The organism is Mycobacterium sp. 360MFTsu5.1, from assembly GCF_000383495.1.
GTDB classification, from domain to species: domain Bacteria; phylum Actinomycetota; class Actinomycetes; order Mycobacteriales; family Mycobacteriaceae; genus Mycobacterium; species Mycobacterium mucogenicum_B.
The window spans coordinates 37,462-53,851 of record NZ_KB911471.1; the positions used below are offsets into that span (position 1 = coordinate 37,462).

The window sequence follows — 16,390 nt, forward strand, 5'->3', positions numbered from 1 at the left end:
CATGCGGGTTCTGGTAGCGATGAGCGGGGGAGTGGACTCCTCGGTGGCCGCGGCGCGCATGGTCGACGCCGGCCATGACGTGGTGGGCGTGCACCTGGCGCTGTCCACCGCGCCCGGGACCCTGCGCACCGGGTCGCGCGGCTGCTGCTCGAAGGAGGACGCCGGAGACGCCCGTCGCGTCGCCGACATCCTGGAAATCCCGTTCTACGTCTGGGATTTCGCGGACCGCTTCAAGGAAGACGTCATCGACGACTTCGTCGAGTCGTACGCCCGTGGTGAGACGCCGAACCCCTGCGTGCGCTGCAACGAGAAGATCAAGTTCTCGGCGCTGTCGGCCCGTGCCCTGGCCCTGGGATTCGACGCCGTGGCAACCGGGCACTACGCGCGGCTGGAGGACGGCCGGTTGCGCCGTGCCGTCGACGCGGACAAGGACCAGTCCTACGTGCTCGGCGTGCTGACGGCCGAACAACTCAGCCATGCCCTGTTCCCGATCGGTGACACCCCCAAGCCTCAGATCCGGCAGGAGGCCGCCGAGCGCGGGCTGGCCGTCGCCGACAAGCCGGACAGTCACGACATCTGCTTCATCCCGTCCGGTGACACCCGGGCCTTCCTCGGCGCCCGCATCGGCATCCGGCCGGGCGCGGTCGTCGACGCCGGGGGCACGAAGCTCGCCGAGCATGACGGCGTGCACGGGTTCACCATCGGTCAGCGCAAGGGCCTGGGCATCGCGGGTCCGGGGCCGGACGGCCTGCCGCGCTACGTCACGGGCATCGATGCCGAGACCGGGACCGTCCACGTCGGTGGTGTGGCCGACCTCGAGATCCACGAACTGACGGGCGAGCGTCCGGTGTTCACCTCGGGTGTGCCGTTTGACGGACCGGTGGAATGCCTGATCCAGGTACGGGCGCACGGCGGACTGGCCGATGCGGTCGCCGAGTTCGCGGACGGCGTGCTCGACGTGCAGCTGCGCACTCCGCTGCGCGGCGTCGCCCCAGGTCAGACCATGGTGCTGTACCGCCGCGACCCGGACGGCGACGAGGTCATCGCCAGCGCCACGATCGCGCGCTGATCCCATCCAAAAGCAACCATATGGTTGCGTTTCCGGGGATGCCGTCGTAACGTGATAGGCAACCAGGGGGTTGCTTATGAATACCGATCGCATCGAAAAAGAAGTCACCTTGCGTGCGCCGCTCGACCGAGTGTGGCGCGCCATTTCCAACGCCGACGAGTTCGGGCGCTGGTTCGGCGTCCGATTCGACGGCCCGTTCGTCGCGGGTGAATCGGTGACCGGGGTGATCACACCGACCGAGGTCGACGACGAGGTCGCCGCCGCACAGGAACCGCACGCCGGGACAGCCTCGGTGTGGCAGATCGTGGCCGTGGAACCGCCGCGGCGTCTGGCGTTCCGCTGGCATCCGTACGCCGTCGAACCCGGTGCCGACTATGACAACGAGCCGACCACGCTGGTCGAGTTCACGCTCACCGAGACCAGCGATGGCGTGCTGCTGCAGATCGTCGAATCCGGGTTCGACAACATCCCGGCCGATCGCCGGGCCGCGGCGTTCGAAGCCAACAGCGGCGGCTGGGAAGCCCAGACGAAACTGGTACGCAAGTACCTGGGCGAGTCGATGTGAGTACGGCGGTCGAAGACCGCGCGCCACTGTTCGACGCGCTCGGCGACCCGAATCGGCTGCGTATTGTCGTACGGCTCTGCGAGGCCGGGCCGTGCTCGACTTTGCAAGTGACACAGGTGATTCCGGTGACCCGGCAGGCGGCCACCAAACATCTGCTGCTGTTGGAGGCGGTGGGGCTGGTGACCAGCAGCCGGCACGGGCGCGAGCGCATCTGGCGGATTCAGCCGGACCCGCTCGCCGAGGCCAGCGAGTACCTGACCGCGCTGTCGAAGCGCTGGGATCGCGCGCTGGACCGGTTGCGGAGCTACGTGGAAGATCCGGCCGCAGACCCCATCGAATAGTGTTGGCCGGGTGACTGTTTTCGCCCAGGCAACCGGTATCGGCTCGTGGCCGGGGACGGTCGCCCGGGAAGCGGCGGCAGTCGTCGTCGGTGAGCTGCCCGCCCTGCCGCATCTCGTGGAGCTGCCGGCGCGTGGCGTCGGCGCCGACATCATCGGACGGGCAGGCGCGCTGCTCGTCGACATCGGCCTCGACACCGTCCCCCGCGGTTACCGCATCGCATCCGGCCGCAGTACCGTCGTGCGCCGCGCCACCGGCCTGCTCGACGAGGACGTCGACGCGCTCGAAGAGGCATGGGAGAAAGCCGGGCTGCGCGGGACCGGACGGACCATCAAGGTGCAGGTCCCCGGTCCACTGACGCTGGCCGCCGAACTCGAACTGCCCGGCGGTCACCGGGCCATCACCGATCCGGGCGCGCTGCGGGACCTGGCCGGCTCCCTCGCCGAGGGCGTCGCGCACCATCGCGCCGAGGTCGCGCGGCGCTGCGACGCCGACGTCGTCGTGCAGTTCGATGAACCGTCATTGCCCGCCGCGCTGGCCGGGCGGCTTGCCGGGGTAACCCGGATGTCGCCGGTGGCGCCGGTCGACGCACTGCTCGCCGCCAGCCTGCTCGACGAGTGCATCGCGACCGTCGGGGGACAGGCGAGCATTCACGTCTGCGCCGCGGACGTGCCGTGGAAAACCCTGGCGCGCACCGCTTTCAGCGCCATCTCCGTCGACGTGACCAAGCTGACCGCGGCCGACCTCGACGGCATCGGCGAGTGGATCGAGGCGGGCCGGACCATCATGCTCGGCGTGCTGCCGGGCGTCGCTCCTGAGCGTTCCGTGCCGGTCGAGACGGTGGCCGCGGCCGCCGCGAGTATCACCGACCGGCTCGGGTTCCCGCGGACGGTGCTGCGCGAGCGCGTCGGCCTGACGCCCTCGTGCGGGCTCGCGGGCGGGACGCAGACGTGGGCGCGCACCGCGTTGACGTTGCTGCGCAAGGCCGCGGACGGCATCGCACAGGACCCGGACGCGGCCTGAGCCCTGACCCGCGACGACTGCGGAAATCGTCAACCCGGGCGCGGTGGCATGCCATGATGAGGGACCGGAGTGCGCAGGGGGTTGCCACTCAGCGGAACCGATCGGGGGCAGACATGCGCCGTGACGATGCGCTGCTGACGGTTGCCGGCCTCTCGGTATCGGTATTTCTGACGATGGCCGGACCCTCGATGGCGATCGCCGCCGCCGATCCCGGCGGGTCCAATGGCAACGGTGGCAACAGCAGCTCCGGCAAGGCGGGTTCCGGCAAGAGCAGCTCCCCACGTGGCAACGCCGGCAACGGCAACTCCGGCAACGGTGGCTCGCGCGGCAACTCTGGTGCCAATTCGTCGGTCTCGGGCCAGACCAACACCGGGAAATCAGCGAAGGCGAACGGCAAGAGCAACAACACCGCGCCCGGCGCGCGGCCGGCCAGTGGTTCCGACAACCCCGCTGCGATGCCGGTGTTCACGCCCCCGAACCCGCCGGTGCCCGTCGTCGTCGCCGAACAGCACACCGGCACGTCGCCAGGCGGGACCTGGTGGCAGGCGCCAGGTGCGCCGCAGCCCACCATCGAAGTACACGAATCGTCGGCGCCGAGCGAGGAAGGTGACGCCGATCTGCTGTCCGCCGATCACAGCGGCATCCCGGTGTGGGCCGCCGCCGAGCCGCTCGGGGTGCGCGGCGACCTGTTCGGACTGGCCGGCCTGGTGTTGATGCCGCTCGTCGGGCTCGTGGTCGGGTACCGCCAGGCCAAGGCCGCGCGCGATGTCGGCGAGACGATCCCGCGCTAGACCTCGCGGATGTCGCGCAGTTCGCGGCGCAGAATCTTGCCGGCGGCAGACTTCGGGATCGCGTCGATGAACGCGACCTGCCGGACCTTCTTGTACGGCGCGACCTGGCCGGCGACGAAATCCATGATCTCGTCGCCCGTCAACCCGGACTCCGGCTGCAGGACGACGAACGCCTTGGGTACTTCCTCGCCCGATTCCGGGTCGCGCACCCCGACCACTGCCGTATCGGCGATACCGGGGTGCGTCAGCAGCACGGCCTCGAGTTCGGCCGGGGGCACCTGGTAGCCCTTGTATTTGATGAGTTCCTTGAGCCGGTCGACGATGTAGATGCAGCCGCTGGCGTCGACCCGGGCCAGGTCGCCGGTGTGCAGGAAGCCGTCGTCGTCGATGGTCTCGCGGGTGGCGGCGTCGTTGTTGAGGTAGCCGGCCATGACGTTGGGACCGCGGAAACACAGTTCGCCGACCTCGCTGAGGCCGTGCTCGGGCCGGCCGATCTCGGCTCCCGTGTCGGGGTCGACGATCTTGCTGACGGCGTTCGGCACCGTCCAGCCGCACGAGCTCAACGGTGCGACGGCGCCGACGAGTTCGCGGCCGCCGTCGAACGGCATGCAGTGGCTCACCGGGCTCAGCTCGCTCATGCCGTAGCCCTGCACGATGGGGCAGCCGAGCCGGTCGGCGACCGCCATGCCGAGGTCGTCGTCGAGCGGCGCGGCGCCCGACATCAGGCCTTTCAGGGAGTCGAGCCGGTACGAGTCGACCATCGGGTGCTTCGCCAGCGCCACCGCGACCGGCGGCGCGATGAACGCGTACGTGCACTTGTGGTCCTGGATGGTTTTCAGGAAGAGCGCGAGATCGAAGCTGGGCATGATCACCAGCCGCGCGCGGGCGTGCAGGACGGAGTTGAGCAGCACCGTCATGCCGTAGATGTGGAAGAAAGGCAGCACCGCGAGCACGCGGTCCTCGGGGACCAGGCCCTGGATGGGCCGAATCTGCGCCACATTCGCCGCGAGGTTCGTATGGGTGAGCATGACGCCCTTGGGGTTTCCCGTGGTGCCCGAGCTGTAGGGCAGGGCGGCCAGATGAGTGGCGGGGTCGAAGCTGACCTCGGGTGCGGGTAGCGCGCCGTCGAGCAGTTCGGCCGCGTTGGGATGGCCGTCGGCCGCGGTTCCGGGGCCGTCGAGCACGACCACGCGATCGGCTGTCAGCCCGACCTCGGCGGCGGCCTGCAACGCCTGCGGCGCCAGCGGCGTGACGGTGATCAGCATGGCGGCACCGGAGTCGGTCAGTTGCTTGGCGATGTCCTTGGCCGTGAACAGCGCGTTGATGGTCGTGGCGGTGGCGCCGGACCGCAGAATGCCGTGGAAGGCGACGGCGAACGCGGCACTGTTGGGCGCCAGTAGGCCGACCACGTCGCCGACGCCCAGACCGCGGGCGGCCAGCGCTCCGGCGAACGCCTCGATCCGGGTCGTCAGTTCGCGGTAGGTGTACTCGGCACCGGTCGCGACCTCGGTGATGGCGATGCGATCGGCGTCCGACTCGGCCAGATCACCGAAGATGTACTCGGAGACGGCCGTCGTCGGGATCTGGACCTCGGGGAAAGGGCTCGCGATAGTCATGGCGTCTTAGATCGAACCATGCCCGGGTGACGTGCGTCATGCCGGTTGGTTGCCGTCGGCGGGCCGGTTGTGGCGCCGCGTTACAGGTCGTCGGCCATGCGCAACGCACCCGTCGGACAGGCCGCCACGGCCCGGCGCAACACCAGCGGGTCGACGTCGGTGGTGTCACCGATGTCGACCGTGCCGTTGTCCCCGACCCGGAACGCCGCGCTGATTCCCTCGCACATGCCCATGCCGATGCAGATCTCGGGGTCGACCTCCACCCGGCTCATGGCTGCGCCGTGAACGGAAGGTGCGTGGGGCGGCGCACATAGCTGCCTTCGGCGTACTCGACCGCATCGGCGTCGACGTCGAAATCCGGACAGCGGGTCAGGAGCTCCTCGAGCGCGACGCGGGCCTGCATGCGGGCCGCCGCGGCGCCGAGACAGTGGTGGTTGCCGTGGCTGAACGTGAGGATCTGCGCGGGGCGCCGCAGCACGTTCAACTCCTCGGCGTCCGGGCCGAACTGCCGGTGGTCGCGGTTGCCCGAGCCGTACAGCAGGAAGGTCTTGCGGCCGGCCGGAATGGTGGTGCCCTCGATCTCGACGTCGCGGGTCGTCATGCGGGCCAGGCCCTGCACCGGCGAGGTGAGCCGCAGCAGTTCCTCCACGGCGTCCGGGATCAGCGCCGGGTCGTCGATCAGGAGCTGTCGCTGGTCGCGGCGGGCGGTGAGCAATTGCACTGCGCCACCGAGCATTCCGGTCGTGGTGTCATTGCCGCCGGTGATCATCGTGAAGGCGAAGCCCAGGATGGACAGGATTCCGGACATGTCGCCGTCGGCGCCGAAGCCGGCTTCCACCAGGTGCGAGACGGTGTCGTCCTCGGGATGTTTCTGGCGGTAGGCGATCAATTCGTTGAAGTAGGTGAACAATTCGGCGATGGCGGGGGCGGCGGCGGGCTGGTGCCCGGTGGAGTTGGCGGCGACGATGGCATCGGTCCACGCATCGAAGCGATCCCAATCCTTTTCCGGGACACCGAGATAATGCGCGACCACCATGGTGGGCATGGGTTTGAGGAACTCGGTGATGATGTCGCCGGTGCCCTTGGCGCGCAACTTCTCGATGCGGTCCACCACGAATTCGCGCACCTTGGGTTCGATCGCGGTGACCTGCCGCGGGGTGAATCCCTTGGCCACCAGCCGCCGGAAGGTGGTGTGGACCGGCGGGTCCTGCATCACCATCGGCGGATTGTCTTTGATGCCAACGGCTTCCATGTCGTCGTAGTTGAAGGTGAGGCCCTCGGCCGACGAGAAGGTCTCGTGGTCCTTGGCCGCTGCGGAGATGTTGGCGTAGCGCGACAGCACCCAGTAGTCCTTGTCCGGCGCGTGCGCGGGAACAACGTGGTGAACCGGATCGTGTTCACGCAGTGCGGCATACATGGCCCACGGGCTGCGCCAGGTGGCGGCGGAACCGGGGGTGAAGGTGACGGCGGTGGCGGTCATACGGACTGTGCTCCTGTGGTGATCTGCGGGAAGGGGCTGAAGCGGTCGTTGTAGCCGTCCTGACGGGCGGCGAGCTGGGCCTGCCGTTCGGCGTCGGTCACGTACTTGGTGCCGGCCGGCAGCACGGCGCCGAGTTGATCGAGGGTGACGACCTGCTGCGAGACGATCATCGGCACCGCCGACGAGGTGGCGTCGAGCGCCTGGAACCGGATGTACAGGGTGCCCTGGTTGAGGCCGCCGGTGGAGACCCAGTTGGCCACGCCGGGGTCGTCGGGGGAGATGACGAGCGTGTAGGTGCCATCCGCATTGGCGATGGACTGTGCGTTGTTGAGGCTCGTCTGCGCGGTGCCGTCGCCGGGCGACAGTTCCCAGTCGTTGGTCACCGGCACCACGAAGTATCCGGCGTTGCCGGGGTTGATCGTGATGACCAGAGCCTGGTTGTCGGCCAGCTGGAAGTAGCCGAGGCTCTGCTTCTGCGACACCAGGGTGCCGGGGAAGTTGAACGGCTGCGTCAGCGTGTTGGGCGGCTTGAGCTGCCCGGTCTGCAGGTTGAGGGTGACGATGTCGAGCGCCGTATTGTGCGCGCTGGTACCGAAATTCGCGAGGATGTCGGCGGTGTGTGCGACCATCTTGTCGAAGTTCTCCGCGCGCGAGCCCGCCGGACCGCTCGTGCGGGTGACGGTGAGGCCGGGCGCCGATTCGGTGTTCCAATCTGCCATCGTGTACCGGACGAAGATCTGCTGGGCCTCCGGCGGCAGATAGATGTGGTTGGTCTGCCCCGGCTGGGTGGGATTGCCGTCCACCGTGATGATGAACGTGCCGTCGGCATTGACCACGAGGTCCTTCGCCAACAGGTTCCCGATCGGTTTGGCATCGCTGATGTCGGCGTAGACGCCGAAGTTCCCGTCGGCGGGGACGCCGCCGAGGTACTTGCCGCTGATGACGTACGTCGAATCACTGCGCACCGGGATGGTGCGGTAGATGGTGTCGGGGTTGTCGTAGATGAACCTCCCGCCGGGGGTGTCGATGCCGTACCAGCTGTGCGCGCGCATATCGACGGCCATCACCAGCGGGTTGTCCGGATCGTTGTTGACCACTGTCATCGCGGCATTGAGAGCCTGCTCCCGGGCGGCTGCGTCGAGCAGCGCCAGGTTCTTGGCGTCGACGCCGCCGACGAGGCCGAACCGCTGCTGCGCATGCGCCAGCCAGGCCTGCTTGAGCGCCTCGATGGCAGCCTGCACCTGCGGCGTGTTGACGATCTCCTGGGCCTTCTGTTCCAGCGCGATCTGGTCGGCCGTGCCGAGCGGACTGGTCGGCTTCACCGTGACAGTGACGGTCTCGGTGGTGGTGGCACCGGCATTCGGCTGGAACAGCTTCAGCAGGTTGATGTGGAACGGATTGCCCGGCCGGTCGTCGACGGTGACCGTGAACGAGTCGGTGCCACCGGTGAATGCCAGTGCGTCGCTTGGGGTGTACGTGAACGTGCCGTCCGGGCGGACCGTCACGGCGCCCTTCGTCGGGCCCTTGTCGACGGTGTAGGTGAGCTTGTCGCCGTTGGCGTCGGTGGCCTTCAAGTCACCCTTGATGACGCCGCCGAATGTCTGGCTGGTCTCGGTCTGTTTGTAGTTGACGATCGGCGCGGAGTTGAAGAACGTGTGGCCGATCTCGCGGCGAATCCAGCTGAAGAGGGTCCACAGCACCGGCGCCTGCGGCGGAGCGGTGGGACTGGTTCCGGCGTGCGGGACGAGCCCGATGGCGCCGAGCAGGCTCGACACCACATGCGTGACGAAGTTGCCGCCGGTGGCGGCGGTCGAAACGGGTTGCGTTGTCGCCGTGAGGGTGTTGATCTTGGTCGCGGCGGCGGACAGGGCCGACGAAACCGTGGTGGCAGCGGACTCCACTGAAGGTGCCTGGGCTGCAGCCGGTTTCGGTGCGGTCACCGCCGCGGTCGGGGTGGCGGCCTTCGGGGCGGTCTGAGTCGTCGCGGCGGCAGGTTGGGCGACTGACGCGATGGGTTTGGTCGTCCGGTTGCGTTGCTGCTTCTGCCGGGACTTCCTGGGCGTCGAATTCGTGGTCTCGGCCGGGTTGCCCGACCCGGGATTCGTCGTGGCCGGCGTCTGGTCGGGGGTGTCGGACTTCGGGTTGTCGGTGTCCCCGGGCTTGTCGGGTGTCGTGGCCGACGAGTCGTCCTGTCGCTTGGGCTTTTTCGCCTTCTTGGCGGGCTTCTCGGGCTTCGGTTTGGTGGCCGGCGACGGGTTGTCGGTGGACGATGCGGACGTGGACGCGCCGGAGGTGGCGCTGGCGCCGGTGTCGGCCAGGCAGATGGCGGGACCGTTCGCGACGGCGATGCCGATGCCGAGGGCAACTGCCAGTGCGCCTACGCGGCCGATGAACCGGGCGTGGCCCGATCCCGCCGAGCTACCAATGCGATGCAGCGTCGTCGCTGTGTCCATCCACGCTCCCGAAGTAGTGACGAATAATTGTCGTTTGATTGCCAAATAATTGGCGACAGGCAGATGGTAAGCATCCCGACGACGGACGCGCAAGCATTGTTTTCCGCTGAGTGGGTCGCGAAAGTGCCCGCCGGACGGTCGGGCGGGTTGGGCTGTGACGGTGGCTAGTGCTGGCCGAGCTTTGCTGCGGCCGAGCGCAATTCGTGGATGTACCGCGCGCGGTCGGCAGCGCTGACCGACGGATCCAGCGGCCCGAGCTGAATCTCGTAGGCCGGATGGCCGGCGGCGTTGTCCACGGCGGTGCTCAGATAGCTCACGGCGAGCGGCTCGGGGGATTCGAGCTGTGCCGTGCTGTACGGCTTTCCGCCGAGGCTGACCAGCGTCTCGAAAACCCGCTGCCGTAGCGCACTGCGCCGGGGGTGCTCGGAGAGCAGTTCGGCAACGTCGCCGAGTACGCCCAGCACTTCGGGGTTGGCGTCGCCGAAATCGAATATGGCGACGCCGTCCTTGCGTAGCTGGTCGAGCAGGTTGCTGAAGTCGGGGCGCAGCTCCTGCGGCGCGCCGGCCAGCCACTGTTGTTGGCTTGCCGCGTCGCGGCGGGCGATCACCGTCGCGCCGGCCGGCGGCGTCAACGGCAGGCGCACGCCGACACCGACGCCGCCCGGGATGTGGCCGACGCCGCGCACCACGCTGACGAACGTCATCTCGCTGGTGCCGACCATGGCCAGCGATACACCGCATTTGGTGGCATGTGCCAGGTCGTGCAGGACCTCGGTGTGGTTCTCCGGCAGAGGCAGGGCATTGCGCACGGCCTCGGCGACGCCGAGCATGCCCGGACCGAGGGTGTAACTCCGATCAGCAAGGCGCACAACCCAACCCGCGCGCTCCAGGGCCAGCAGGATCGAGGTGACGGTCGCGCGGTTGAGGTCCAGTCGGGATGCGATGGAGGCCACCGAACTCGGTTCGGACTGCTGCGCCAGGAGTTCGATGATGCTGACGACGCGGTCGGTGGGCGGTGAGCCTGCCCGTGCGCTGTCTTCCAGCGGAGTGCCGCGTGTCATCGATGCTCCTGCCGGTCTGGGGACGCTGAGCATCTTATGACGAATAGTTGTCGGTGGTGTGTAGTGGTGAACGTCTTGGCGTCGAGAAGGACCAAGTGGTTGTTCTCGAGGTCGTCACAGCGACCATTTGGTCCTTCTCGACGATATTGCCGGACTGACTAGGCCTCGCCGCGGTCCAACAGCTCGCTGGAGCCGAGGACGCGTTCGATGCGGACCTCGATCACCACGCGCCGTGGGTTCACCCGCGGGGTGCGGTAGCGCTGGGCGTAGCGCAGTTCGGCGTCGCGGACGTCGTCGGCGTCGTTGCTGACGGTCGACTTGCCTTCGAGGGACAGCCACCGGGCACCGTCGACCTGGCTCAGCACGGCAACGCCGCGTTGGGCTGCGTTGAGGGCCTTCTGGGAGCCGCCTGTGGTGATGACGCGCGCGATGTGGGTCTTCGGGTCGAAGGTGAAACCGACAGCCACGACGTGCGGGGAATTGTCCGACCGCAGGGTGGTCAGCATCGCCAGATGACGCTCGGTGAGGAATGCCAGCGCGTCACTGGTGAGCCGTGTCGTTGCCTTCGCCATCATGATCAAAAGTAGCGCAGGTGATAATCGCAGCCGTGAACGACACGGCGGATACCGGCGGCGAGGTGGTCGTCATCTTCGGCGGCCGCAGTGAGATCGGCCTGGAACTGGCCATCCGGCTGGCGCCGGGCAACACGGTGGTGCTCGCTGCCCGCCGGGCCGACCAGCTGATCGACGAGGTGCAGGCGGTTCGCGCGGCCGGCGCCGCCGCCGTCCATACCTGCGAGTTCGACGCCGACGATCTGGCCTCGCATCCCGCGTTGGTCAGCACGATCGAAGCCGAGCTCGGGCCTATCGGCACCGCGGTCCTGGCCTTCGGCGTCCTCGGCGACCAGGCCCGGGCGGAAGAGGACGCCGCACACGCGGTGGCCGTCGTCCACACCGACTACGTGGCCCAGGTGAACCTGCTGACCCTGTTGACGCAGCGCATGCGCGCCGCGGGTCGGGGACGGTTGGTGGTGTTCTCGTCGATCGCCGGGGCGCGGGTCCGTCGGGCCAACTACGTCTACGGATCGGCCAAGGCGGGCCTGGACGGCTTCGCGTGCGGGTTGGCCGACGCGCTGCACGGCACGGGCATCCAATTGCTCATCGTGCGGCCCGGCTTTGTGATCGGCCGGATGACCGAGGGCATGGACCCGGCACCGATGTCGAGCACGCCCGCGCAGGTCGCCGAGGCTGCCGCGACGGCGCTGCGGAAGGGCAAGGCGGCAGTCTGGGTGCCGTGGGGCATTCGCCCGCTGATCTTTGCGACTCGTTTTGTGCCGAAGGCCATCTGGCGGAAGATGCCCAGGTGACCGGTAACGAAGGCAAGATCACCGTCGTCGGCATCGGCGCCGACGGCATGGCCGGGCTCGGTGGCGCGGCGCGCACTGAACTGCAAAGCGCCACCGTGATTTTCGGCGGTCCGCGGCAGCTGGATCTGCTGGACGCGGACGTCACCGCCGAGCGGAGGGCCTGGCCGTCGCCTATGCTGGCGGCCCTGCCCACGTTGTTCGACGGGCTGGGGGACGTGCACGTCGTGGCGTCCGGTGACCCGATGCTGCACGGCATCGGCGTCACCCTGATCCGGCTGTTCGGCCGGGATCGCGTGACGGTGCTGCCGCACGTGTCCTCGGTGACGCTGGCGTGCGCGCGACTGGGCTGGAGCGTCCAGGACACCGAGATCATCAGTCTGGTCAACGCCGCACCCCACACCGCCGTCCGCCCCGGTGGCCGTGCGGTGGTGTTGTCCAAGGGTGCCGACACCCCGCGGGCGTTGGCCCGGCTGCTCACCGAAACCCGACGCGGCTATTCGGAATTCACCGTCCTGGAACAACTCGGCGGCCCGGCCGAACGCGTCACCACGATGACGGCGCAGGACTGGGACGCCAGTGACCCGCCCGTCGACGCACTCAATGTCATTGCCGTGCGTTACGCACCCGACCTGCGCATCGGGACTGTGGTGGCCGACACGGCCTTCGACCACGACGGGCAGATCACCAAACAGACCATTCGGGCGCTGGCGCTGACCGCGCTGCAGCCGCGCCCCGGTCGGGTGCTGTGGGACATCGGCTCGGGATCGGGCAGCATCGCGATCGAGTGGTGCCGGGCGTCGGGCGGCCGGGCCGTCGCTTTTGAGCGCGACGAGGTGCGGCGCGCGCGAATCGCCAACAACGTCACCAAATTCGGCGTCACCGTGGACGTGCGTGGCGCGGCGCCGGAGGGATTCCAGGACGTGGCGGGCCCGGACAACGTCTTCATCGGCGGCGGCCTGACCCAACCGGGGTTGTTCGACGCCTGCTTCGCCGCGCTCGAATCCGGTGGCCGGCTGGTCGCCAATGCGGTGACGGCCGAGTCGGAAGCCTTTGTGGTGCAGCTCTATTCGAAGCTGGGTGGCGAACTGCGCCGGTTCCAGCACTATCACGGCGAACCGATCGGTGGCTTCACCGGTTGGCGCCCGGCATTGCCGATAACCCAGTGGACGGTGGTCAAAGAATGACGGTGTACTTCATCGGCGCGGGACCCGGTGCCGCCGATCTCATCACCGTGCGCGGGCAGCGGCTGTTGCGGTCGTGCCAAGTCTGTCTGTACGCCGGCTCGATCATGCCCGACGACCTGCTGGCGGAATGCCCGCCCGACGCGCGGATCGTCGACACCGGTCCGCTCAACCTGGAGCAGATCATCGGCGAGTTGGTCGCCGCGCACGAAGCGGGGCTCGACGTGGCGCGCCTGCATTCGGGGGACCCGTCGATCTACAGCGCGGTGGCCGAGCAGTGCCGCCGGCTCGACGAGCTCGGTATCGACTACGAAATCGTGCCCGGCGTACCGGCTTTCGCGGCTGCCGCCGCGGCGCTCGGGCGGGAGCTGACGGTGCCCGGCGTGGCCCAGACCGTCACGCTGTCCCGGGTGGCGACACTGTCGACGGCGATGCCCCACGGCGAGGATTTGGTATCGCTGTCCAAGCCCGGCGCCACCCTGGTGCTGCACCTGGCGGCCGCGCAGATCGACAACATCGTCCCGCAGCTGCTCGAGGGCGGGTACCGTCCGGAAACCCCCTGCGCGGTGGTGGCTTTCGTCAGCTGGCCGACCGAGCAGGTCATCACCTGCACCCTGTCCGAACTGGCCGAGCAGACCAAAGCGGCGGGCATCACCAAGACCGCGGTGATCTTCGTCGGCGATGCGCTGGGCGCCCGGGGATTTGACGAGAGTTACCTGTATTCCAGCGGCCGGCGCCGCGGGGCCACCCACTGATGTATTTCCGCGAGCAGTCGCAAAACTGTCATTTCGGGGCCGAAATCGACAGGTTTACGTCTGCTCGCGAGAGAGACGAGAGGTAACCGGTGAAAGTCTTGCTCCTAGGCGGGACGTCCGAGGCGCGGGCACTGGCCAAACGGCTGCACCCCGATGTCGAGCTGATCAGTTCCCTGGCCGGTCGCGTGCCCGACCCGGCGCTACCCGTGGGCCCGGTGCGGATCGGCGGCTTCGGTGGCGTCGACGGGCTGCGGACCTACTTGCAGGACAACGAGATCACCGCCGTCGTCGACGCCACGCACCCGTTCGCCGCCACCATCACCGCCAACGCCGCCCAGGCCTGCGCAAGCCTGCGGCTGCCGCACCTGGTCCTGGCGCGGCCGGCGTGGCCGCACGGTGACGCCATCGTCGTCGCCGATGACCGGCAGGCCGCGCAGACCGTCAAAGACCTTGGGTACCAACGGGTCTTCCTCACCACGGGACGTTCGGGCACGACGGCCTTCCGCGCGTCGGACGCCTGGTTCCTCATCCGTGCCGTCACGCCGCCGGACGCCGAGACGCTGCCGCCGCAGCACCACATTCTGCTGTCGCGCGGTCCGTACGACTACGACAACGAGCTGGCGCTGCTACGTGACCACCGCATCGACGCCCTGGTCACGAAGAACAGCGGTGGCGGCATGACGCGCGCGAAGCTGGATGCCGCTGCCGCGCTGCATGTTCCGGTGATCATGGTGGACCGGCCGGCGCTGCCCGACGGCGTGGCGACAGCCGCCACCGTCGACGAAGCCGAAGCGTGGGTCAGGGCGCGTCGATGAGCCGCTGGAGTTCGTCCCACGCGGCCCGCCGGTGCGCTTCCGCATCGTCGCGGAGCTGACGGACCTTCTCGCCCTGCTCGGTGCTGCGGTCCCGCAGCGCCTCCAGGTCCACGATGAGCCGGCGCCGTAGCTCGCCTTCGGGCCCGTCGGTGCCGAGGACGTTGAGCTGCTCCGAGATTCGGCTCTGCGCCTCGTAGTCACCCGAGCGCGCGGCCTCGACCTGCTCGGCGTCCGATTCCAGCCGCTCGGCGGCCGCCCACTTGTCCAGGACAGCGCCGAGCGCGGTGATGGTGGCCGCGTCGAGGGACCGGTCGGCCAGCCACTCCTCGAGCTGACCAGGCGCGAGGTGCTCGTAGTCGATCTCACTGGACAGCGGCCAGCTTTCCAGCACCGTGGCCTCGACGGCCCCGTGGCCGGCCGCGGTGACCGTGATCCGGTGGTTGGTCCCGTCGTCGGCGATCGCGGTCACGTTGTCCCGCGGTTCGACGCGGCGTCCCTGAAAACGGGTGATCTCGAAGATCACGTCGACCGGCTCGGCATGGTCGTTCTCGACCCGCAGGGTGTGCACCATCTCGCGGCGCTGCTCGTGTACCAGCGCGGCGCGGGCCAGACGGACGCGGGCGGTGACGTCGCTGACGGTCGAGGTGTGCCGGCAGCGCACCGCAAGGTCTTTCGCGAACGGCAGCCGCACTTTCGCGTCACGGGCGGTAAAGGGCACCATCGCTTCACCGGCGTAGGCGTCCTGCTCGTAGATGACGGCTGGGCCTTCCTCGAGCACGATGCCCGCGGTGTTGGTGAAGACGAGGACGATCTCGGGGGAGCGGTCGCGGCCGTTCCACACCAGCTCGCGCCGGACCCCGTCCACCGCCTGTACCGCCAGCGGAATCATCGACGCGCCGCCGCGCTTGAGCGACACCGGGGTACTGAGCCGGTACTCGAAATACTCACCGCGGTCGGCGGTTTCGACATCGTCGACGGCATCGGCATACGCATCGAAAAACCCGGCGCCGGCAGGAGCGGGCATCGCCATCGCCACCGGGACCTCGGCCGGCGACCGGGTCTTCTTCGCCGCGGCGGACACGGGCACCGCGCCACGGCGGCTTTCCTCGACGACCTCCCGATACGCGTGCTTGCTCTCGTACAGGTCGATGTCGAAGGAGACCGGTTCGCCGGTGGTCAGGGTCAGCGCGACGTCCGTGAGGTCTTCGTCGACCGGGTTGTGCACGATGCCCATCGCGGTCAAGACCAGTGCGTCACCGTCGCGGACCAGGCGGTACGACAGCCGCCACAGCGGGGCCGGCACCACATAGGACACCTGGACGGTCCCGCTGCCCCGAACCTGTACGCCCAGTTGGCAATTCTGGCCCGCGGTCAGCGCGCGGGACCGGTCCAGCAGGTACTCGAGGTTGTCGCGTGACGGTCCCTCCGCCAGCGTCACGGCAGCGACGTCGGCCAGTTCGATCAGGCTGACCGACCCGGCGTCGGTGCGCAGGACCAGCACCTGTCGATACTTCGCGGATTCGTCGACGCCGATCACCTCGCCCCGATGGCGCGTGGCGCCGCAGTCGACTTCGACGGTGCGGCCCCGCAGGCCGTCGAACAGCCCGCGCAGCGCGTTGCCGGACTCGATCTGCACCCCGCGGCCGCCCAGTTGGGTGTGCGGGTCGGTCGGGGTGTCGAACGAGACCGCCCCGACGGCCAGGTCGGTGCCGGTCCCAGTCACCGACAGTGACTTCAGTACGTCCTTCATCTGGGCGTGGCGGAACGTCAGGGCGAAATCACCGTCGACCGGGCCACTGCGTTCGACCAGCGCCATGCCGTGCTTGTACATGACCAGGCGCGTGACTCGAGGGCTTTCGCTCATGTCCGGAAACCC

16 protein-coding genes are annotated in these 16,390 nt (G+C 68.6%); 9 read left to right on the forward strand and 7 right to left on the reverse strand.

Features of this window, described 5'->3' with window-relative positions:
- The first annotated feature begins 1 nt into the window (after window position 1).
- The 5 genes from mnmA (at window position 2) to H289_RS31135 (ending at window position 3,787) form a co-directional block, all read left to right on the forward strand.
- Window positions 2-1,069 carry a tRNA 2-thiouridine(34) synthase MnmA gene (gene mnmA / locus H289_RS0122850; RefSeq protein ID WP_029105619.1) on the forward strand — a complete coding sequence of 356 codons (1,068 nt, stop codon included), beginning with the start codon at window positions 2-4 and terminating at the stop codon, window positions 1,067-1,069.
- A 76-nt stretch (window positions 1,070-1,145) separates the two neighbouring features.
- On the forward strand, window positions 1,146-1,634 hold the full coding sequence (locus H289_RS0122855; protein WP_020103161.1) for an SRPBCC family protein: 489 nt from the start codon (window positions 1,146-1,148) through the stop codon (window positions 1,632-1,634).
- Complete coding sequence (locus tag H289_RS0122860; RefSeq protein ID WP_020103162.1) at window positions 1,631-1,975, forward strand: ArsR/SmtB family transcription factor; 345 nt, start codon at window positions 1,631-1,633, stop codon at window positions 1,973-1,975. The genes H289_RS0122855 and H289_RS0122860 overlap by 4 nt, the downstream gene beginning before the upstream one ends.
- 10 nt (window positions 1,976-1,985) lie before the next feature.
- Window positions 1,986-2,996, forward strand: a complete 1,011-nt coding sequence (locus H289_RS0122865) for a methionine synthase (RefSeq protein ID WP_020103163.1) — start codon at window positions 1,986-1,988, stop codon at window positions 2,994-2,996.
- Window positions 2,997-3,109: 113 nt separating this feature from the next.
- Complete coding sequence (locus H289_RS31135; RefSeq protein ID WP_020103164.1) at window positions 3,110-3,787, forward strand: hypothetical protein; 678 nt, start codon at window positions 3,110-3,112, stop codon at window positions 3,785-3,787.
- On the opposite strand, the gene H289_RS0122875 is transcribed toward H289_RS31135, so the two are convergent.
- The 6 genes from H289_RS0122875 to H289_RS0122900 all read right to left on the reverse strand — a co-directional run bounded on the left by H289_RS0122875 (window position 3,784) and on the right by H289_RS0122900 (window position 10,972).
- Window positions 3,784-5,403, reverse strand: a complete 1,620-nt coding sequence (locus tag H289_RS0122875) for a 4-coumarate--CoA ligase family protein (RefSeq protein WP_020103165.1) — start codon at window positions 5,401-5,403, stop codon at window positions 3,784-3,786. The genes H289_RS31135 and H289_RS0122875 overlap by 4 nt on opposite strands.
- 80 nt (window positions 5,404-5,483) lie before the next feature.
- Window positions 5,484-5,675, reverse strand: coding sequence for a ferredoxin (locus H289_RS0122880; RefSeq protein ID WP_020103166.1), 192 nt, complete (start codon window positions 5,673-5,675; stop codon window positions 5,484-5,486).
- Entirely contained in the window at window positions 5,672-6,883 is a 1,212-nt protein-coding gene (locus H289_RS0122885; RefSeq protein WP_020103167.1) for a cytochrome P450, read from the reverse strand. Before H289_RS0122885 ends, H289_RS0122880 begins: the two co-directional genes overlap by 4 nt.
- The gene (locus H289_RS32010; protein WP_020103168.1) at window positions 6,880-9,336 is read right to left on the reverse strand and encodes an Ig-like domain-containing protein; all 2,457 of its coding nucleotides are present in this window, start codon (window positions 9,334-9,336) and stop codon (window positions 6,880-6,882) included. The genes H289_RS0122885 and H289_RS32010 overlap by 4 nt, the downstream gene beginning before the upstream one ends.
- Window positions 9,337-9,500: 164 nt before the next feature.
- The gene (locus tag H289_RS0122895) at window positions 9,501-10,397 is read right to left on the reverse strand and encodes a helix-turn-helix domain-containing protein (RefSeq protein WP_020103169.1); all 897 of its coding nucleotides are present in this window, start codon (window positions 10,395-10,397) and stop codon (window positions 9,501-9,503) included.
- A gap of 158 nt (window positions 10,398-10,555) precedes the next feature.
- Window positions 10,556-10,972: a F420-dependent biliverdin reductase gene (locus H289_RS0122900; RefSeq protein ID WP_020103170.1), complete on the reverse strand. Its 417-nt coding sequence runs from the start codon at window positions 10,970-10,972 to the stop codon at window positions 10,556-10,558.
- A gap of 32 nt (window positions 10,973-11,004) precedes the next feature.
- Between H289_RS0122900 and dprE2 the strand changes: the two genes are divergently transcribed.
- The 4 genes from dprE2 to H289_RS0122920 all read left to right on the forward strand — a co-directional run bounded on the left by dprE2 (window position 11,005) and on the right by H289_RS0122920 (window position 14,514).
- Window positions 11,005-11,763 (forward strand): decaprenylphospho-beta-D-erythro-pentofuranosid-2-ulose 2-reductase, encoded by a 759-nt coding sequence (gene dprE2, locus H289_RS0122905; protein ID WP_020103171.1) that lies wholly within the window; start codon window positions 11,005-11,007, stop codon window positions 11,761-11,763.
- Complete coding sequence (locus H289_RS0122910; RefSeq protein ID WP_020103172.1) at window positions 11,760-12,947, forward strand: bifunctional cobalt-precorrin-7 (C(5))-methyltransferase/cobalt-precorrin-6B (C(15))-methyltransferase; 1,188 nt, start codon at window positions 11,760-11,762, stop codon at window positions 12,945-12,947. The genes dprE2 and H289_RS0122910 overlap by 4 nt, the downstream gene beginning before the upstream one ends.
- The gene (gene cobM / locus H289_RS0122915; RefSeq protein ID WP_020103173.1) at window positions 12,944-13,699 is read left to right on the forward strand and encodes a precorrin-4 C(11)-methyltransferase; all 756 of its coding nucleotides are present in this window, start codon (window positions 12,944-12,946) and stop codon (window positions 13,697-13,699) included. Before H289_RS0122910 ends, cobM begins: the two co-directional genes overlap by 4 nt.
- A gap of 89 nt (window positions 13,700-13,788) precedes the next feature.
- Entirely contained in the window at window positions 13,789-14,514 is a 726-nt protein-coding gene (locus tag H289_RS0122920) for a cobalt-precorrin-6A reductase (RefSeq protein ID WP_020103174.1), read from the forward strand.
- Here the strand turns inward: H289_RS0122920 and H289_RS0122925 are convergent.
- Window positions 14,498-16,378, reverse strand: a complete 1,881-nt coding sequence (locus H289_RS0122925; protein WP_020103175.1) for a hypothetical protein — start codon at window positions 16,376-16,378, stop codon at window positions 14,498-14,500. The two genes, H289_RS0122920 and H289_RS0122925, sit on opposite strands and share 17 nt — an antisense overlap.
- Window positions 16,379-16,390 lie beyond the last annotated feature (12 nt).